The organism is Nocardia vermiculata NBRC 100427, assembly GCF_001613265.1.
Classification (GTDB): domain Bacteria; phylum Actinomycetota; class Actinomycetes; order Mycobacteriales; family Mycobacteriaceae; genus Nocardia; species Nocardia vermiculata.
The window spans coordinates 469,829-492,339 of the sequence record NZ_BDCA01000002.1 but is presented as its reverse complement, the minus strand read 5'-3'; the positions used below and the strand labels follow the sequence as shown (position 1 = coordinate 492,339).

Annotated in this window: 1 protein-coding gene (cut by a window edge); it reads left to right on the top strand. The window is 68.3% G+C overall.

Features of this window, described 5'->3' with window-relative positions:
* Positions 1-286: 286 nt before the first annotated feature.
* Positions 287-22,511, top strand: the 5' portion of a protein-coding gene (locus NV2_RS05735; protein ID WP_245662457.1) for a non-ribosomal peptide synthase/polyketide synthase. 21,635 nt of this gene lie beyond the right edge of the window; only the first 22,225 of its 43,860 coding nucleotides appear in the window; its start codon is at positions 287-289; the stop codon falls past the right edge of the window.

Below are 22,511 nucleotides of genomic sequence, written 5' to 3'. Positions count from 1 at the left end.
GTGTTTATCAGCGAATTTCGGAACGAACCCGATCCGTGGCCGGCGGGTGTGGTCGGGCCCATGTAACAAGATCGGGCCGGTGGACGGATAGGTCCATTGAGAATTTTTGTCTGATTGCAATCTGAAGTGTGCCCCGATATTGGACGCTGCGCTCGGCTGAGGTGAGCGTCGGTATCGGTGTGTCATCGGGGAGCGTCGCGAGGCGTTCCGGAAGCGAGGTTACGGGTTGGACCGGCTGGATTTCGGCGGAAACGGCGAAGCTGGCGGCGAGGTAACGCCCACGGCAGTGCCCGGGGACGAGCTGTTCCCACTGTCGCCGGCACAACTCGGAATTTGGTATGCCCAGCACCTGGACCCCCAGGTGCCGATCACGATCGCCCAGTACGTCGACCTGCGCGGTGCGCTCGACGTCGAGGTGCTGTCGCGGGCCAGCCTGGACGCCTCGCACGAACTCGGTTCCGGTTTCGTTCGCATCGTCGAGCGCGACGGGCAGCCGATGCAGTATGTCGACCACACCCTCGACGACGGGGTGAGCCATGTCGATCTGCGGGACGCCGAGGATCCGGAGGCGGCCGCGCACGAGTGGATGCGTGCCGATATCGCGCACCCGCTGAACATGGTCACCGATCGCCTGGTGCGTTCGGTCGCCCTGCAGCTGGCCGACGACCATTGGTTCTGGTACTCGCGCGCCCATCACATCGCGCTCGACGGGTACGGCGCGGTGAATCAGGTCAACCGGATCGCCGAGCTCTACACCGCCTACCGCACCGGGACCGAGCCGAAGCCGCTGAAGGCGTCGGACCTGCGAGCGCTGGTCGAATCCGAACTCGCCTACCGTGACAGCACCCGATTCCGGAGCGACAAGGAGCACTGGGCGCAGCGGGTCGCCGGGCTGGAGGAGGGCACCAGCCTCGCCGGTCGCACGGCCCCGCCCGCCCCGCTCAACAATGTGGTCGGTGCCGCATTGTCGGACGCGCGCAACGAGCTGCTCGCCGCGGCCGTGCGGTTGCACGACTCTGCGCCGTCGGCACTGTTGATCGCCGGTTTCGCCGCTTATCTGGCGCAGTGGACCGACGCCGAGGACGTGATCCTGAGCCTGCCGGTCACCGCGCGCACCACCGCGGTCATGCGGCGCTCGGGTGGCGCCACTTCCAATATTGTCCCGCTGCGCCTGCATGTCGGCCACGACACCACCGTCGCCGAACTGCTCGGATCGGTGCAGACGGAGGTCTCGGGGGCGCTGCGTCATCAGCGCTACCGGCATGAGGACATCCGCCGCGACAGTGCGGCCGCGAGCCAGGAGGCGGGCACCGGCGACGGTGTGGTCACCACGGAGTTCTTCGGTCCGTGGGTCAACATCATGTTGTTCCAGGACGAGCTGGTACTGGACAGCACGCCGGGGCAGTTGCATGTGCTCTCCACCGGTTCCATCGAGGATCTCGGCGTCAACTTCTACCAGACCGAGGGTGGCGCGCGGTCGACCATCGACTTCGAGACCAACCCTAACCTGTACTCCGAAGACGAAGCGCGGCAGCATCATTCGCGCTTTCTGGAATTCTTCGATCGCTTCCTGGGTGCCGCCGCCGAGGACCGGCTGTGGGATCTGCCGGTCACCACTGCCGACGAGCGCGCTGCCACGGTCACCGGGTGGAACCGGGTCGTCGCCGAGGTGCCGACGACGACGCTGCCGGCCCTGCTGGATGCCGCGATCGCGCGCACTCCGGAACGCACGGCGCTGGACTTCGACGGGCAGACCCTGACCTACGCCGAATTCGGTGCCCGGGTCAATCGCCTGGCGCGGATCCTCGTCGCCGACGGGGTGGGGCCGGAATCGCTGGTGGCGTTGGGCATGCGGCGTTCGCTGGACCTGGTTGTCGGCATGCATGCGGTGCTGAAGGCCGGCGGTGCGTATGTGCCGATCGACCCGGATCATCCGGCCGAGCGCACTGCGTACATCCTCGACAGTGCGGCACCGGTCTGCGTGCTCACCAGCTCCGCGGACCGGGTGGAGCTGCCGGATTCGGTGCGCCAGTTGCCGATCGACACGCTCGACACCACCGATATCTCCGATGCGCCGCTGACCGATGCCGACCGGCTCGCGCCGCTGCGTTCGGACAACACCGCCTACGTCATCTACACCTCGGGTTCGACCGGCCGCCCCAAGGGTGTGGCCGTCACTCACCACGCGATCGTCAATCAGCAGCTGTGGATGCTGCACGAGTATGGGCTGACCGAGGACGACGTCTACCTGCAGAAGACCGCGACCACGTTCGACGTGTCGCTGTGGGGCTACTTCCTGCCCCTGATGGTCGGCGCGAAGCTGGTCGTCGCCGACCCGGACGGGCACCGCGACCCGGTGTACGTCGCGCAGTTGATCGAACGGCATGCGGTGACGGTCACCGACTTCGTGCCGTCGATGCTGACCGTCTTCGCCTCGCATGCCACCGCCGGTCAATGTGATTCGCTGCGCGCGGTGTTCGTCATCGGTGAGGCGCTGCCGCCGGAGACCGCCGCGATGTTCCGCGCGATCAATCCGGCGGCCGGGCTGCACAATCTGTACGGCCCCACCGAGGCTGCTGTCTCGGTTACCTACTGGGAGGCCACCGGGGCCGACACCGGCACTGTGCCGATCGGTGTTCCGGAATGGAATGTCGATGTGTACGTGCTGGATTCGCGGTTGCGTCCGGCCGCTGTCGGTGCCCCGGGTGAACTGTATCTGGGTGGCCGGCAGCTGGCCCGCGGGTACCGCGGGCGCCCGGATCTGACCTCGGATCGGTTCGTCGCCGGTCCGTTCGGCACGGGCGAGCGGATGTATCGCACCGGTGACCTGGTGCGCTGGGCGTTGCGGCCCGACGGAACCGGTGTGCTGGAGTACATCGGCCGCACCGACTTCCAGGTCAAGTTCCGCGGTCAGCGCATCGAGCTCGGCGAGATCGAAACCGATCTGCTGGCCCACCCGGCGGTGAGTCAGGCCGTGGTGCTGGTGGTCGATACCGCGACCGGTCAACAGCTGGTCGCGTATGTCGTTCCCGCGCCGGGACATTCGATCGATGCGGCGGATCTCACCAGGTTCGTGACCGAGAAGCTTCCGGCGTACATGGTGCCCTCCGCGATCATGGTGCTCGATGCCTTCCCGCTCAACACCTCCGGCAAATTGGACCGCAAGGCGTTGCCGGAGCCGGTGTTCAGCGCCGATGTCGCCGGATACCGCGCCCCCCGAACCCAGGCCGAGGAAATCGTGGCCGGGGTCTTCGCCGATGTGCTGAGCCAGACCCGGGTCGGCGCCGACGACAACTTCTTCGATCTGGGCGGAAACTCGCTGGTCGCCACCCAGGTGGTTGCGCGGGTCGCCGCGGCGTTCGGGGTGCCGCTGGGCGTGCGCGCGCTGTTCGAGACCCCCACCGTGGCCGGTCTCGCGGCCCGTGCGGAGATGGCCGCCGAGCACGGTGCCGATGGTGAATTCACTTCTCGCCCACCGCTTGTCGCGCAGCAGCGCCCCGATCCGGTGCCGCTGTCGCCCGCGCAGCAGCGGATGTGGTTCATCAACCAGTTCGACCCGGCCGCGCCCACTTACAACCTGCCGTTCGTGGTCCGGCTGCGCGGCACCGTCGATATCGACGCATTGCGCAAGGCCTTGCTGGATGTGATGCAGCGCCAGGAATCGCTGCATACCGTCTTCCCGGAATCCGGTGACGGCGGTTTCCAGTTGGTGGTGCCGATCGACGAGGTCGACTTCGTCATTCCGGTGGCGCCGCTGCCGGCCACCGAATTGCCCGGTGTGCTGGCCGAATTCGCCTCCACCGGCTTCGACGTCTCGCGTGAGCTGCCGATCCGGGTACGGATCTACCGGGTGACCGATACCGAGGGCGTGGACGACGATTACGCGGTGGCCTTTGTGGTGCACCACATCGCCGCCGACGGCTTCTCCTTCGGCCCGCTGGCCCGCGACGTGGCCGGCGCCTACCTGGCCCGCGCCCAGGGGGAGGCGCCGCAGTGGGCACCGCTGCCGGTGCAGTACATCGATTACACGCTGTGGCAGCGTCAGGTATTGGGCGCCGAGGACGACCCTGATTCCGTCGCGTCCCGCGAAATCGCCTACTGGCGTGAGGTATTGGCCGGTCTTCCGGATCAGCTGGAACTTCCGGCGGACCGCCCGCGCCCACCGCTGCAGAGCTTCCACGGTAGCCGTGAGGCCTTCGTCATCGACCCGGAACTGCACGCTCGACTGTCGGAACTGGCACGCGCGCAGGGTGTTTCACTGTTCATGGTGTTGCACGGGGCGCTGGCGGCACTGCTGGCGCGACTATCGGGTACCTCCGATATCGCGATCGGCACCCCGGTGGCCGGTCGCGGTGAGCAGGCGCTCGACGATCTGATCGGCATGTTCGTCAACACGCTGGTGTTGCGTTCGGAGGTCGACGGGGCCGAGCGGTTCAGCGATTTCCTGACCCGCACCCGGGACACCGATCTGTCGGCCTTCGCGCACGCCGATGTGCCGTTCGAGCGGTTGGTCGAGGTGCTCAACCCGGCCCGATCGCAGGCGCGGCATCCGCTGTTCCAGGTGATGCTCTCGTTCCAGGAGATGTCGCATGCGGCTCTGGAACTGCCCGGGCTGTCGGTCACCGCGGACGAGCTCGAGGTCGACATCGCCAAGTTCGATCTGCTGTGGACGCTCACCGAGCAGCGCGGTGCGCACGGCGAACCGGCCGGCATCTCCGCGGCACTGTCGTACGCCACCGATCTCTTCGACGCCGCCACCATCGCGGAATTCAACCGCCGCTATTTGCGGGTGCTGAACGCTGTGGTGGCCGAACCGGATTCGCTGGTCCGCGAGATCGAGATCTTCGATCCGGCCGAACGGGCCCAGGTGCTCCAGGCGTGGAACGCCACCGCGCACGAGGTGCCCGCACTCACCACCGTGCTGGACCTGTTCTACGAGCAGGTGCGCATTCGCCCGCACGCCACCGCCCTGCTGTTCGATCCGGGCGAGCGGTCCATCGGCGCCGTCGATCCCGCGGGCGAGGTCAGCTACGCCGAATTCGCCGAACGAGTGAATCGCCTGGCGCGCAAGCTGATCGAATCCGGGGTCGGGCCCGATCAGCTCGTCGCGGTCGGCATGCGCCGCTCGATCGATATGTACGTGGCGCTCTACGCCGTACTCGCGGCCGGGGGCGGCTATGTGCCGATCGATCCCGATCACCCGGCCGAACGCACCGAGTACGTGCTGGCCAATTCGCGGCCGGTGGTGCTGCTGACGAACTCTCGCGACGAAGTCTCCGCCCGGGACTGCCCGGTGCTCGAGATCGACACGCTCGAGCTGGACGAGTTCGAGACCGGCCCGGTCACGGCCGCCGAGCGCCGCACCCCGCTGCGCCCGGACAACCTCGCCTACGTGCTCTACACCTCCGGTTCCACCGGTCGGCCCAAGGGCGTGGCGATCGACCACGCTGCGATGATCAACCAGATCAGCTGGAAGATCAGCGCGAGCGGTATCAGCGACACCGATGTGGTGCTGCACAAGACACCGTTCACCTTCGACGCCTCGCTGTGGGAACTGTTCGCGACGCTGGCGGTCGGCGCCAAGGTTGTCGTTGCCGCCCCGGACGGGCACCGGGACCCGCTGTACCAGTCCGAGGTGATCTGGCGGCATCAGGTCACCATGACCTCGTTCGTGCCGTCGCTGCTGTCGGTGTTCGCGGCCACCGCGCCCGCCTCCGAATGCACCTCGCTGCGTGCCATCTTCGTCGGTGGTGAAGCGCTGACCCCGGCCACGGTGGCCCTGTTCCGGCGGTTCAGCGGTGCCGCCGTGCACAACCTGTACGGCCCGACCGAATTCGCGGTCAACGCCACCGCCTGGCCCGTCGGCGCCGTCGGCAGCGGCTCGGTACCGATCGGCCGCCCGGTGTGGAACGCGCGCGCCTACGTGCTCGACGAGGCCCTGCAACCGGTGCCGGCCGGGGTGGCCGGTGAGCTGTATCTGAGCGGTACGCAGATCGCGCGCGGTTACTACGGGCGTGCGGATCTGAGCGCGGAGCGCTTCGTGGCCGACCCGTTCGGGGAGCCCGGACAGCGGCTCTACCGCACCGGTGACCTGGTGCGGTGGAAGGTCGAGGCCGGTACCGAACTCGGGGTGCTGGAGTACATCGGCCGCACCGACTTCCAGGTGAAGTTCCGCGGTCAGCGCATCGAACTCGGTGAGATCGAGTCCGCGCTGACCGAATTGCCGCAGGTGAACCAGGCCGCGGTGCTGGTGATCGATACCGTTGCCGGCGATCAGCTGGTCGCCTACGTGGTCGGCGCCGGCGACGAGGTCGAGGCTGCGGCGATCCAGACCGCGCTGCGGGACCGCCTGCCCGGTTACATGGTGCCCTCGGCGGTCGTGGTACTCGACGAGTTCCCGCTGAACGCCTCCGGCAAGCTCGATCGCAGAGCGCTGCCCGCACCGGTCTTCGAGGTGCGCGAATTTCGTACTCCGGCAACACCTATCGAGGAGATCGTTGCCCAGATCTTCGGAGAGGTGCTCGGTCTGGCGCGAGTCGGCGCCGACGACGACTTCTTCGATCTGGGCGGCAACTCGCTGATCGCCACCCAGGTGGCCTCCCGGCTGGGCAGCGCACTCGATACCCGGGTTCCGGTCCGCATGCTGTTCGACGCCAGCACCGTCACCGCGCTCGCGGCTCGGGTGGAGTCGCACGCGGGTGACGGCGCCCGCAAGTCGCTGGTGGCGCGGGAACGTCCGCAGCAGGTGCCGTTGTCGCTGGCCCAGCAGCGCATGTGGTTCCTCAACCGATACGACACGTCCTCCGCGGTGAACAACATCCCGGTCGCCATGCGACTCTCGGGTGAGCTGGATGTGGCGGCACTGCAGGTCGCGGTCATCGACGTGATCGACCGGCACGAATCACTGCGTACGGTATTCCCGGAAACGGGTAGCTCACCGGTGCAGGTGGTGCTCGATGCCGCCCAGATCGTTCCGGATCTCACTCCGGTGCCGGTGACCGAGCACAATCTGATCGATCATCTGGTCGAGCTGGGTTCGATGTCGTTCGACGTCACCAGCGAAGTACCCTTGCACGCACGGCTTTTCGAGGTCAGCGAGACCGAGTTCGTGCTCGGTATGGTGGTGCATCACATCTCCGCCGACGGCTGGTCGATGCATCCGCTGGCACGCGACGTCATGGTCGCCTATGCCGCGCGTACCAACTGGGAACAGCCCGCCTGGACCGAACTCCCGGTCCAGTACGCCGATTACGCGCTGTGGCAGCGCGAGGTACTCGGTTCGGAGGACGATCCGAACTCGCTGATCGCCAACCAGATTCGCTACTGGACACGCGAACTCGCGGATCTGCCGGACGAATTGGTGCTGCCCGCCGACCGGCCGCGCCCCGCGGTGGCCACCTACCGCGGCGGCACCTATTCCTTCGTCATCTCGCCCGAAACACAGCGGCGCATCGTGGAACTCGGCCGCAAGAACAACGCGTCCCCGTTCATGGTGGTGCACGGTGCTCTGGCGATTCTGCTGGCGCGACTGTCGGGTACCTCCGATATCGCGATCGGCACCCCGGTGGCCGGCCGCGGGGAGGCCGCGCTCGATGATCTGATCGGCATGTTCGTCAACACGCTGGTGTTGCGCACCGAGGTCGTCGCCGAGACGAGCTTCGCCGAACTACTGGCCCAGGCGCGCAATACCGATCTGCAGGCATTCGCGCATGCCGATGTGCCCTTCGAGCGGCTGGTCGAGGTGCTCAATCCGGCGCGTTCGCAGGCGCGCCATCCCTTGTTCCAGGTGATGCTGGCGTTCCAGAACATTCGTCAGGCCAGCCTGGAACTGCCCGGGCTGTCGGTCAACGGTGTCGACTACGACACCCGCACCGCGAAATTCGATCTGCAGCTGACCTTGCAGGAGGCGCCCGACGCCGACGGCGATGTGGCGGGGATGTCCGCCGAGTTCTCCTATGCGCTGGACCTTTTCGACGAACCCACGATCGCGGGCTTCGCCAAGCGCTTGGATCGCGTCCTGGCGGCGGTGCTGGCCGATCCGGATCGCCCGATCGGTGACATCGCGCTGATCGATGCACTCGAGGCGCATCGCGAGATCCGCGAATGGAACTACACCACGCGTGAGATCGGTTCGGCCGCACTGCTTCCGGAATTGTTCGCCGAGGCCGTCCGGGCACACCCGGATGCTGTCGCGGTCGTCGATTCCGGTGCCGTGCTGACCTACACCGAATTCGCCGCGCGGGTGCATCGGCTGGCGCACCGCCTGGTCGCCGCGGGTGTGGGTCCGGAGACTCGGGTCGCGCTGGGACTGCGGCGTTCACTGGACCTCGTCGTCGCGATGTACGCGGTGCTCGAGGCCGGCGGCGGCTATGTGCCGCTGGACATCGACCAGCCCGCCGAACGCGTCGGCCATGTCCTCGATTCCGCGGCACCGATCTGCGTGCTGACCACTGCGGCGAACGTCGCGGACTTCGATGCGGGCGACCGGACGGTGCTGCGGCTCGACGAACTGGATCTGTCCGGGTATTCCGAGGATCCGCTGACCGATGCCGACCGGATCGCGCCGCTTCGACCGTCGAATCCGGCCTACACGATCTTCACTTCCGGTTCGACCGGCCGGCCGAAGGGCGTGGCCGTGCCGCACAGTGCGGTGGTGAACCAGATCCGTTGGATCACCGGTGAATACGGCATCGATGCCGACGATGTGGTGTTGTTCAAGACACCGCAGACCTTCGACGTCTCGGTGTGGGAGCTGTTCGCGCCGTTGTCGGTGGGCGCTCGGATGGTGATCGCCGCACCCGACGGTCATCGTGACCCGCGCTACCTCGCCGATGTGATCGCGGCAGAGCAGGTCACCATGACCTCGTTCGTGCCCTCGATGCTCACCGTGTTCTCCGGCGCAGTCGACAGTTCCGCGCTGACCTCGCTGCGGGCGCTGTTCATCGCCGGTGAGGCGTTCACCTCCGATGCGGTCGAGGCGTTCCGCCGGGTGTCCGCGGCGCGGCTGCACAACCTGTACGGCCCCACCGAATTCACCGTGCACGCCACCCACGCCGCCGTGGCCGACGCGGTACGCGGCGCCGTGCCGATCGGGCTACCGGTGTGGAATGCGCAGGCCTACGTGCTCGACGAGCGGCTGCATCCGGTCCCCCAAGGGGTGGCGGGTGAGCTGTATCTGGCCGGCGATCAGCTGGCGCGCGGCTACCTGGGGCGCACCGATCTGACCGCGGATCGGTTCGTGGCGAATCCGTTCTCCGACTACAGCGCTCGCATGTACCGCACCGGTGACCTGGTGCGCCGCAGCGCCGACGGGGCCATCGTCTACCTGGGCCGCACCGACTTCCAGGTGAAGGTGCGCGGCCTGCGGATCGAACTCGGGGAGATCGAATCCGCCCTCGTCACACACGAATCGGTGGCACAGGCCGTCGCGGTCGTGCGTTCGGATGCACGACTGGGCGATCAACTGGTCGCCTACGTGGTCCCGGCGCCCGGTGGTGTGATCGATCTCGAGGCGCTGCGCGTGCACCTGGGGCAGCAACTGCCCTCCTACATGGTTCCGGCGGCGATCGTCACGCTCGATGCGATGCCGCTGAACCCGAACGGCAAGCTGGACCGGCGTGCGCTGCCGGAGCCGGTATTCGCCGCCCGCGAATTCCGCGCCCCCTCCACCCCGATCGAGGAGATCGTGGCGGCGACCTTCGCCGACGTGCTGGGCCTGGACACCGCCGAACACCCGGTCGGCGTGGACGACGACTTCTTCGACCTGGGCGGCAACTCGCTGATCGCGACCCAGGTGGTGGCACGGCTGAGCGCGGCGCTGAACGCCGAGGTCGGCGTGCGTACCGTCTTCGAGACACCGACCGTGGCCGGACTGGCCGCGCGGGTGGAATCGCATGTGGGCTCCGGTGTCCGCCAGGCGCTGACCGTGGCGGACCGCCCCGAATATCCGCCGTTGTCGCTGGCGCAGCAGCGGATGTGGTTCCTCAACCGGTTCGACACCGATTCGGCGACCAACAACATCCCCGCCGCGGTCCGGCTCACCGGCGAACTCGATGTCGACTCGCTGCGCATCGCGATCGCGGATGTGGTGGCGCGGCACGAGTCGCTGCGCACGATCTATCCCTCACACGAGGGCGTGGCCTATCAGCAGGTGCTGCCCGCGACCCGGGCCGTCCCCGATCTCGAGGTCGTCGACACGACCGAGGCCGATCTGCCGGGCGCACTCACCGAATTCGTCGGCCGCGGCTTCGATGTGACGGCCGTCCCGCCGACCCGGCTGCGGTTGTACCGGCTGGTGGATGCTGCTGCGGAGCCCGAGTACGTGCTGATAGTGGTGGTACACCACATCGCCACCGACGGTTTCTCGATGACCCCGCTGGTACGCGACCTGATGACCGCGTACCTCTCCCGGACCGCCGCGTCGGAGCCCGGGTGGACACCGTTGCCGGTGCAGTACGCCGATTTCGCGCTCTGGCAGCGGGAATCGCTCGGCTCGGAGGACGACCCGCGTTCGGTGATCTCCGAACAGCTCGGCTACTGGCACAACGCGCTCAACGGCCTGCCCGACGAGTTGCGGCTGTCGAGCCGCCCGCGCCCCGCGGTCGCCTCCTATGCGGCCGGCACCCACCGGTTCCGGGTGCCCGGCGATCTGGTGGATGCGCTGAACCGGGTGGCACAGCGCCAGCACAGCACGCTGTTCATGGTGGTGCACGGCGCGTTCGCCGCGCTGTTGTCGCGGCTGAGCGGCACCGACGATATCGCCGTGGGTATTCCGGTCGCCGGGCGTGGCGAACGCGCCCTCGACGATCTGGTCGGCATGTTCGTCAACACCCTGGTGCTGCGCGCGCAAGTCGATCCCGATATCCGGTTCAACGAACTGCTGTCACAGGTCCGCGAGCGTGACCTGCAGGCCTTCGCTCATGCGGATGTGCCGTTCGAGCGGCTGGTCGAGGTGCTCAACCCGGCACGTTCGCAGGCACGGCATCCGTTGTTCCAGGTCATGCTGTCGTTCCAGAACCTCGGCCGCACGGCCCTGGAACTACCCGGGCTGACGGTCGCCGAACTCGGAATCGATGCACAGACAGCGAAATTCGACCTGCAGCTGACCCTGAGCGAGGGGCCGGCCGGCAGCGGCGCGGATGCCGCGATGGACGCCGAACTGGTCTTCGCGACCGATCTGTTCGACGACGCGTTCGCCGAATCGTTCGCACACCGTTTCGTGCGGGTACTGCGTGCGGTCGCGGCCGAACCGTCGATCGCGGTCGACGCGCTGCCGATCCTCGACGCCGCCGAGCAGGCGCTGGTACTGCGGCGATGGAACGACACCGAATTCCCGATCGACGCCGCGTTGCCGACGGTGTCCGACGATGCCGCTGCCACCTTGATCTCGCTGTTCGAGGCCCAGGTCGCGCGCACTCCCGACGCGACCGCGGTCATCTTCGAGGGGACGAGTCTGTCCTACGCCGAGTTCGCGATCCGGGTGCGCCGGCTCGCGCGCTGGCTGGTCGATCAGGGCGTCGGACCGGAATCGCTGGTCGCTCTGGGGATGCGGCGTTCGGTCGATCTGGTGGTCGGTATGTACGCGGTGGTGGCTGCCGGTGGTGCGTATGTGCCGTTGGATCCGGATCATCCGGCCGAGCGCACCGAATACATCCTGGAGACCGCACGCCCGGTATGTGTGCTCACCTCGGGTGAGCCGTTGCGCGACACCGTCTCGGCCGCACCGGAAATCGCACCCGAGGTGCGGATCGACCGGCTGGAGCTGGACGCGTACGGCGACGGTCCGCTGACCGACGACGATCGTCCGGAACCACTGCGTCCGTCCAATACCGCTTACGTGATCTTCACCTCCGGCTCCACCGGACGCCCCAAGGGGGTGGCGGTCCCGCATAAGGCGATCGTGAACCGGCTGGTGTGGATGCACGCCCAGTACGGCCTGGCCGCCGACGATGTGGTGCTGCAGAAGACGCCCGCGACCTTCGATGTGTCGGTGTGGGAGTTCTTCTGGCCGTTGCAGGCCGGTGCCCGCCTGGTCGTGGCCCGCCCGGACGGGCATCGCGACCCGGCCTACCTTGCCGAGGTGATCGGCCGCGAGGGCGTGACCGTCACCCACTTCGTGCCCTCGATGCTGGCCGTGTTCGTCTCCGAGCCCGCCGCGGCCGAATGTTCCGGTCTGCGTAATGTTTTCGCCTCCGGTGAAGCGTTGCCCGCGACCGTGGCACAGCAGTTGCGCAGCCGCACCGGTGCGCGCCTGCACAATCTGTACGGCCCGACCGAGGCCGCCGTCGACGTCACCTATCACGAGGTCGTCGATACCGACACCGCCACGGTGCCGATCGGCGCCCCGGTCTTCAATACCCGGGTGTACGTGCTGGATTCGCGGTTGCGCCCGGTGCCGGTCGGGGTTGCGGGCGAGCTCTATCTCGCGGGCGCTCAGCTGGCCCGCGGATATGTGGCGCGGCCGGATCTGTCCGCCGATCGTTTCGTGGCCAACCCGTTCGCCGACGGCGAGCGCATGTACCGCACCGGCGACCTGGTGATGTGGTCCAGGGCCGGCGAACTCGAATATCTGGGCCGCACCGACTTCCAGGTGAAGGTCCGTGGTCTGCGGATCGAGCTCGGCGAGATCGAGTCGGCGCTCACCGCGGACCCGGCCGTGGGCCAGGCTGTCGTGGTGGTGCGCTCCGACGAGCGCACCGGCGACCAGCTGGTGGCCTACCTGGTGGCCGCGGCCGGTGCGCAGATCGAGGTCGAAGCGGTGAAAACCGCTGTGGTCGAGCATCTTCCCGCATACATGGTGCCCGCGGCATTCGTCGTGCTGGACAGCTTCCCGCTCAACGCCTCCGGCAAGCTCGACCGCAGGGCACTGCCCGAGCCGACCTTCGCCGCCAAGACCTTCCGCGCTCCGGCGACCTCGGTGGAGCAGGCGGTCGCCGATGTGATCGGCGAGGCGCTCGGCGTCGAACGCGTCGGTCTCGACGACGACTTCTTCGAACTGGGCGGCAACTCGTTGCTCGCCACGCAGGTCGCCGCCCGGCTGGGCGCGGCTCTGGATACCGAGGTAGGCGTGCGCACCCTGTTCGAGGCCACCACGGTGGCCGCGCTGGCGGCGCGCCTGGAGACCCGTGCCGGACAGGGCGGGCGGCACCCGCTGACCGCCCGGCAGCGCCCCGAACCGGTGCAGCTACCCGGCGGCGAAACGGCGCAACTGGTGCCGTTGTCACCGGCGCAGCAGCGGATGTGGTTCCTCAACCGCTTCGACAGCCGCACCGCGGTCAACAACATCCCGGCGGCGATTCGGCTCACCGGAACCCTCGACCGCGAGGCCTTCGCCGCCGCGCTGGCCGATGTGGTGGCTCGGCACGAGTCGCTGCGGACGATCTACCCGGAGGTCGCCGGTGACGGCTATCAGCGGGTGCTGTCGGCGGCGGAGGCCGGAGTGGAATTGGTGGCCGAGACGGTGGCCGCCGCCGAGATCCCCGCGCGGGTGGCCGAGCTGGTGAACGTCTTCTTCGACGTGACCGCCGAGGTTCCGTTCCGTGCGACCCTGCTGGAATCGGGCGCCGATGAGCATGTGGTCGTCCTGGTCATGCATCACATCGCCGGTGACGGTTTCTCGTTGCGGCCGCTGCTGCGCGACGTGGTGGCCGCATACTCCGAGCGTTCGCGCGGCGAGGCGCCGCAGTGGACGCCGCTGCCGGTGCAGTACGCCGACTACGCGCTGTGGCAGCGCGACATGCTGGGTGCCGAGGACGACGAAGCCTCGGTCGCCGCGGGTCAGATCGGCTACTGGGCCGAACAGCTGCGTGACCTGCCGGAGCAGATCGACCTTCCGGCGGACCGTCCGCGACCCGAAATCGCTACCAACTCCGGTGCGACACAGGAGTTCTCGCTCGAGGCCGATCTGCACGAGCGGCTCACCGAGTACGCCCGCGCACACGGGGTGACGCTGTTCATGCTGATGCATGCGGCACTGGCCACCTGGGCAGCCCGGCTGAGTGGGGAGACCGATATCGCGATCGGCACCCCGATCGCGGGTCGCGGCGAGCGTGCTCTCGACGATCTGATCGGCATGTTCGTCAACACCCTGGTGCTGCGCACCCCGGTGCGCCCCGACGCGACCTTCCCGGAACTGCTGAGTGAGGTCCGGGCCACCGACCTGGCGGCCTTCGCCAACGCCGATGTGCCGTTCGAGCGTCTGGTGGATGTGATCAGCCCCGTGCGTTCGCAGGCCCACCACCCGCTGTTCCAGGTGGCGCTGACCTTCGAGGCCACCGGTGCGCGAGACGCCACCACCGTCGAACTACCGGGCCTCGACCTCGAGGTGCAGGGCGCTGATCCCGGGATGTCGAAATTCGACATCCAGCTCACCGTGGGCGAGGCCGCCGACGCCGCCGGGCTGACACTGGCGTGGACGTACGCCACCGACCTGTTCGATCCCGAAACGATCACCGCATTCTCCGAGCGGCTGGTGCGGATCCTGCGCAGCATCACCGACGACGGCAGCACGGTCGTCGGCGATATCGATCTGCTCGGTGAATCCGAACTCCTGGACGTCTCGCAGCGGTGGGTGTCCTCCGGTGCCGACGGCGGTGCCGGGCTCTTCGCCGATCCGTCGGTGACCCTGTCGGACCTGTTCGATGCCGCGGTCGCCGCGCACGGCGATCGGGTGGCCGTCAAGTTCGGCACCGACCGGATGACCTACGCCGAACTGGACCGACGGGCGAACCAGCTGGCACGCCGGTTGATCGCCGATGGTGCCGGGCCGGAGACCCTGGTCGCGGTGGTACTGCCGCGGTCGCTGGACCTGGTCGTGGCGCTGCTCGCGGTCATCAAGTCCGGTGCCGGATACGTGCCGATCGATCCGAGCTACCCGGCCGACCGCATCGCCTATGTGCTCGCGGATTCGCGCCCGGCGGGTGTGATCGTCGACGGCGGTAGCGAGGTGGAACTGCCGACCGGCCTGCCGATCGTGCTGATGGACGGATTCAGCGCGGACACACCGGAAATGGTGGATGCGGGCGAGGAGCCGATCACCGACGCCGACCGCAATGCGCCGCTCACCCCGGGCAGTATCGCCTATGTCATCTACACCTCCGGCTCCACCGGCCGCCCCAAGGGCGTCGCGGTGGCGCACTGGAACGTGGTGCGGCTGTTCGCCAATACCGATCGGGAGTTCGGATTCGGTGCCGACGACGTGTGGACACTGTTCCACTCCTTCGCCTTCGACTTCTCGGTGTGGGAACTGTGGGGTCCGCTGCTGTTCGGCGGCACCCTGGTCGTGGTCGACTACTACACCTCGCGCTCGCCGGAACAGTTCCTGGAACTGCTGCGCCGCGACCGGGTGACGGTGCTCAACCAGACCCCTTCGGCGTTCTACCAGCTGGCCGAGGCCGACCGGCTGGCCGGCGGCGCACCGCTGGAGCTGCGCTATGTCGTGTTCGGTGGTGAGGCGCTGGAGCTGCGCCGGCTGGGCGACTGGGTGGCACGGCACGGCGATACCGCGCCGCGACTGGTCAACATGTACGGCATCACCGAAACCACGGTGCACGTATCGCATCGCGTTCTCGATGCCGAAACGATCGCCGCGGCAACGGGTTCGGTGGTCGGTCGGGCGATCGCCGGACAGCGGGTGTACGTGCTCGACGACCGCTTGCATCCAGTACCGGTCGGCGTGGCCGGTGAAATGTATATCGCCGGACCGCAATTGGCGCGCGGATATCTGGGCCGCCCCGATCTGACCGCGGCTCGGTTCGTCGCCGATCCGCTCGGCGAACCGGGTGCGGTGCTGTACCGCTCCGGCGACGTGGCCCGCTGGAACCGGTTCGGGGAACTGGAGTACCTGGGCCGGGCCGACGACCAGGTGAAGGTTCGTGGCTTCCGGATCGAGCTCGGCGAGATCGAATCCGCGGTGCTGGCACAGCCGGGCGTCGCGCAGGTCGCGGTCGTGGTCCGCGAGGATCAGCCCGGCGATCAGCGCATCGTCGCCTACCTGGTGCCGCCCCCGGGCGAGACCGAGCCGCCGCTGGTACAGGTGCGCGACGGCGCGGCCGAGCGGCTGCCCGCCTATATGGTGCCCTCGGCATTCGTTGTGCTCGACCGGATCCCGCTGACTGTCAACGGCAAATTGGACCGCCGTGCGCTGCCCGCACCGGCGGTGCAGGCGCGCGCCTTCCGCGCCGCCGAGACCCCGGTCCAGGAGATCGTGGCCGCGGTCTTCGCCGAGGTGCTCGAGGTGGAACGGGTCGGCCTCGACGACGACTTCTTCGAACTCGGCGGCAACTCACTCATCGCCACCCGGGTGGTATCCCGGATCGGTGCCGCCCTCGGCGCCACGGTGGGAGTACGGGCGCTGTTCGAGGCGACCACGGTCGAAGCACTGGCAGCACGGCTGGAATCACATACCGGCGACGCGGCCCGTCCGCGCCTGGTCGCACGAACCCGCGCGGGTGCCGACCCGGTGCCGTTGTCGTTCGCCCAGCAGCGCATGTGGTTCCTGAACCAGTACGACACCTCCTCGGCGGCCTACAACCTCCCGCTGGTGGTGCGGTTGTCCGGTGAACTCGACACCGCCGCTTTGGAATTGGCGGTCTTCGATGTGGTGCGCCGGCACGAGTCGTTGCGCACCCGCTACCCGGAGCACGGAGGCACTCCGGTCCAGGTGGTGGTCCCGGCCGAGCAGATCGTGCTGGACCTGCGCACCTACCCGGTGTCCGACACCGATCTGACCACCGCGATCACCGAGTTCGCGGCCACCGGATTCGACGTCGCCGACCAGGTGCCGCTGCGCGCCCGGCTGTTCCAGGTGCATCGCGACGAGTACGTGCTGGTCGTGGTGGTGCACCACATCGCCGCGGACGGGTTCTCGATGAACCCACTCGCCCGCGACGTGATGACCGCCTACACCGCGCGCACCCAGGGCAGCGCCCCGACCTGGGCGCCCCTCGAGGTGCAGTACGCGGACTTCGCGGTCTGGCAGCGCGAGGTCCTCGGTTCCGAGGACGATCCGCAGTCGCTGCTGGCCCGGCAGGTCGACTTCTGGCACCGCTCCCTCGACGGAATTCCGGAAGAACTCTCCCTTCCTGCCGATCGCCCGCGCCCCGCCGTCGCCTCGCTGGCCGGTGCGGAACTGCATCGCACGCTGACGCCCGAACTCATCGGCGCGTTGGAACATGTTGCCCGTGAACAGGGTTCATCGCTGTTCATGGTCATGCACGCGGGTCTGACCGTGCTGCTCGCGCATCTGTCGGGATCCGACGATATCGCCGTCGGCACCCCGATCGCCGGACGCGGTGAGGCCGCCCTCGACGATCTGGTCGGCATGTTCGTCAACACGCTGGTGCTGCGCACCGGGATCGAGGCCGACGAGCCGTTCACCGCACTGCTGGATCGGGTCCGCCACACCGACCTGGAGGCCTTCGGCAACGCCGACGTGCCCTTCGAGCGGCTGGTGGAACTGCTGGCACCGGAACGTTCGCAGGCCCGCAACCCGCTGTTCCAGGTGATGCTGGCCTTCCAGAACCTCGACCGCGCCGGTCTCGAACTCCCCGGCCTCACCGTCTCCACGGTGGACCGGGACGAGAACATCGCCCGTTTCGACCTGCAGTTCACGCTGTCGGAGCGTTCCGGTGCCGCCGGTGGTGCGGCCGCCAACGGGATGGCGCTGAGCCTGATCTATGCCACCGATCTGTTCGACGAGCAGACCGCCTCCGAGATCGCCGATCGCTGGATCCGGGTCCTGCATGCCGTCGCCACCGACCCGCGGATCGCGGTCGGCGCGGTGGATGTGCTCGACCCGGCCGAGCGCGCCGATCTGCTCGCCCGTACCGGCGGCCCGGCGGTCGCGGCGCGGACGTTGCCGCAGTTGCTGGCCGAGGCCGTCGCGCGCGATCCGGAGGCGCCCGCGGTGATCGCCGACGGTGTCACGCTCACCTATCGCGAACTCGACGAGCGCTCCAACCGCCTGGCCCGGGTGCTGATCGAACGCGGTATCGGCGCCGAAGATCTGGTCGCGGTGGCGGTACCGCGATCGGCGGACAGCTATCTGGCCGAATGGGCGGTGACCAAGACCGGCGCGGCGTTCGTGCCGATCGACCCGTCCTATCCGGCCGACCGTATCGACCACATGGTCACCGATTCCGGTTCCCCGGTCGGCCTGACCGTGGCTTCGGTGCGTGCGGATCTGCCGGAATCGGCGGACTGGCTGATCCTCGACGAACTCGACACCGCCCGTTACTCCGCCATGGAGATCGACGACGCGGACCTGGTGCGTGCGTTGTGGATCGACCATCCGGCCTACGTCATCTACACCTCCGGATCCACCGGTGTGCCCAAGGGGGTCGTGGTCACCCACGCCGGCCTGGCGAACTTCCGCGCCGAGCAGAACGAGCGGTACCAGCTCGATTCCGATTCGCGCGCATTGCATTTCGCTTCGCCCAGCTTCGACGCCTCGATTCTGGAATTCCTGCTCGCCGTCGGTGCGGGCGGTGCGCTGGTCGTGGTGCCGCCCGGCACCTACGGTGGTGCCGAGCTCAGCGAACTGATCGCCCGCGACGGCGTCACCCACGGCCTGATCACCCCGTCGGTGCTGGCCACGCTGGATCCCGAGGCATTGGCCGGGATGCGCGTGGTGATCGCCGGTGGTGAGGCGGTGACCGCCGAACAGGTGGCCAAGTGGTCGGTGACTCCGGACGGCACGCCGCGCCGCTTCCACAACGCCTACGGCCCGACCGAGGCCACCGTCGCCACCAACATCAGTGATCCGCTGGTCGCGGGCGATCCGGTCACCATCGGCGGCCCGATCCGCGGTATGCAGTCACTGGTACTGGATTCGCGGCTGCGCCCGGTCCCGGTGGGCGTCGCGGGTGAGCTGTATCTGTCCGGTGTCCAGCTGGCCCGTGGATATCACGCGCGGCCGGGTCTGAGTGCCGAACGATTCCTCGCCAACCCGTACGAGCCGGGGGAGCGGATGTACCGCACCGGTGACGTGGTGCGGTGGAATCACAACGGTGAGGTCGAATATGTCGGCCGCTCCGACTTCCAGGTCAAGGTCCGCGGTTTCCGCATCGAACTGGGCGAGATCGACGCGGCGCTGACCGCGCAGGACACGGTCGATTTCGCCGTGACCCTCGGTCACACCCGGGGTGCCGGCGCCACTTCGCTGGTTTCGTATGTGGTTGCGGTGCCGGGAAATACGATCGATGTGGCTGCGGTGACCACCGCGCTGGAACAGCGGTTGCCCGGGTATATGGTGCCGTCGTCGATCATGGTGATCGACCGGGTGCCGCTGACCCCGGCGGGCAAACTGGACCGCAGGGCGCTGCCGGAACCGGAGTTCGCCACCGACACCACCTTCCGGGCGCCCCGCACGCCGGTGGAGCATGCCATCGCCGAGGTGTTCGCCGAGGTGCTGGGCATCGAGCGGGTCGGCGTCGACGATTCCTTCTTCGCGCTCGGCGGCGATTCCATCGTCTCGATCCAGCTGGTGTCGCGCGCGAAGGCCCGCGGCGTGGTGTTCAGCCCGCGTGACGTCTTCGAGCAGCGCACTGTTTCCGGACTGGCTGCCGTTGCCGAATCCGCTGCCGGACAGTCTGATTCGGTGCCCGCACTGGCCGAGCTGCCCGGCGGTGGCGTCGGCACGATGCCGTTGACGCCGGTCGCGAAGTTCATGGTGGAGCGGGCCGGCTCGTTCGGCCGGTTCCATCAGGCGCTGGCACTGGAGTTGCCGCTCGGCATCGATCGGGCGGGGCTGCTGGCCACCGTCGCCGCCGTCGTGGACCGCCACGACATGTTGCGTGCGCGGCTGCGCCGGCATGCCGGCGCGGAATGGATCGTGGAGACCGCCGCACCGGGCACCGTCGATGTGGACGCGCTCGTCGATCACACCGCATTCGATGCCGCGGTCGACGACGCCGGACTGTTCGAGATCGCGACCACCGCGCTCGACGCCACACTCGACCGGCTGGATCCCGAAGCCGGTGTGGTCGTGCGCTTCGCGTGGCTGGAGCCCAGCTCCGCCGACCGCGCCGGACGTCTGATCGTCGTCGCCCACCACCTGGTGATCGACGGTGTGTCCTGGCGCATCCTGGTCCCCGATTTCGTCACCGCCTGGGGACAGTTGTCGGCCGGGCAGACCCCGGAACTGGCCGCACCACCCACCAGCATGCGCACCTGGGCGCACGCGCTGGAACGGGTCGCCGCCGAGCGCGACGACGAATTCGATCTGTGGCGTGCGGTCGTCGAAGGCCCCGATCCGCTGCTGACCGAGCGTGCGTTCGATCCGAGCGTGGACGTGTCCGCGGTGGCCGACAAGGTCGAGGTCGAGGTCTCCGCCGAGGTCACCAAGGCCCTGCTGACCACCGTGCCCGCGCTGTACCACGGCGGTGTCAACGATGCGCTGTTGGCGGCGCTGGTGCTTGCGGTCGCGAAATGGCGTGCCGCACACGCCGATAGCCATTCCGACAGTGCGCTGGTGCGCCTCGAGGGGCACGGTCGTGAGGAAGATGTGGTCCCGGGCGCGGACCTGTCCCGCACGGTCGGCTGGTTCACCGCGATCTTCCCGGTCCGCTTCGACCTGTCGGGCCTCGACATCGATGCCGCGCTGACGGGTGGACCGGCGATGGGGCCGGTGCTCAAGGCAGTCAAGGAACAGCTGCTCGCGGTGCCCGACAAGGGCCTGGGCTACGGCATGCTGCGCTACCTGAACCCGCGCACGGCGGCGCAGCTGCCCGCCGAGCTGCCGGGACAGGTGAGCTTCAACTACCTGGGCCGGGTCTCCGACAACGCGGTGCCCGAGGCACTGCGCGGTTTCGGCTGGATTCCGGCGCCGGAACTCGGCGAGTTGTCGGGCGCCTACGACGACGATATGCCGGCGATGGCGCCGCTGGATATCAATGCCATCGTGGTGGGGGACCGCCTGACCGCGCGCATCGGCTATCCGACCACCCTGCTCGACGAGGCTGCGGTCCGCGAATTCGGTGCACTGTGGACGACCGCACTGGCAGCGGTTGCCCGGCATGCCGAATCGGCCGGTGCGGGCGGTCATACCCCCTCGGACTTCCCGCTGGTGCGGGTCGAACAGACCGATATCGAGGGCTGGGAGCAGCGTTTCGGTGCGGTCTCGCAGATCTGGCCGCTGTCCTCGCTCCAGGCCGGTCTGCTGTTCCACGCCGAACTCGCGGCCGCCTCGGTCGACGTCTACACCGGGCAGGCGGTCCTCGACCTCACCGGTCGGGTGGATCCGGCCCGGCTGCGCAGTGCCGCACAGGCATTGATCGATCGCTACGACACTCTGCGCACCGCCTTCGTCACCGACGAACAGGGCCATCCGGTGCAGGTGGTCCTCGACGGCGTGCGTGTCGCCTGGGCCGAACACGATCGCCGCGCGAGCGGTGAGGCCGCCGACCTGATCGAGGCCGACCGCACCGATCGCTTCGATCTGGCTGCGCCGCCGCTGATCCGGTTCACTCTGATCCAGGTCGCCGAGCAGCGCTGGTCGCTGGTGGTGTCCAATCACCACATCCTGCTCGACGGCTGGTCGATGCCGCTGCTGATGCGGGATCTGCTGATGCTGTACGCCACGCACGCCGACGCCAGTGCGCTGCCCGCCGTGCGTTCCTACCGGCACTTCCTGGAATGGGTGGCGCAGCAGGATCGTCCGGCTTCGCTCGCGGCCTGGAACGCGGCGCTGTCGGGGGTCACCGAACCGACCCTGCTGGCCCGGCCGGACGCCGGGCGTGAGATCACCGCACTCTCGGACGAGTACGTGTTCGAACTCGACCGGGAGCAGACCACGCGGCTCACCGAGTTCGCCGCCCGGATGGGCGTCACCACCAATACCGTCCTGCAGACCGCCTGGGGCATCGTGCTGGGCCGGATGACCGGTCGCGACGACGTGCTGTTCGGCACCACCGTGTCGGGCCGCCCGCCGGAGCTGGCCGGGGTGGAGTCGATGGTCGGGCTGTTCATCAACACCGTTCCGGTGCGGGTGCACATCGACCCGGCGGAATCGGCGCAGCAGCTGCTCACCCGCGTGCAGGGCGAGCAGGCCGACCTGCTCGATCACCATTACCTCGGTCTGGCCGACATTCAGGACGCCATCGGCATCGGTGGCCTGTTCGACACCCTCGTGGTGTTCGAGTCGTATCCGGTGGATGCCGAGGGCATCCAGCGCCAGGCCGCCGATATCGACGGTATGGCAGTGGCGGGCCTGGAGGCCACCGACGCCACCCACTATCCGCTGAGCCTGATCGCCGCCCTCGGTGACCAGCTGCGGATCCGCGCCGGCTATCTGCGAGACCTGTTCGACGAGAACATGATCCAGCGCATCGCCGACCGGTTGCTGCGGGTGCTGAACACCCTGGTCACCGAACCGGAGTCCGGGATCGGTGCGATCGAACTGCTGGAACCGGCCGAACGCGATCTCGTGGTGTCGGGCTGGAATGCCACCGGCCACCCGGTCGACCGGACCGCGACGCTGGTCTCGATGTTCGAGGATCAGGCGGCGCGCACCC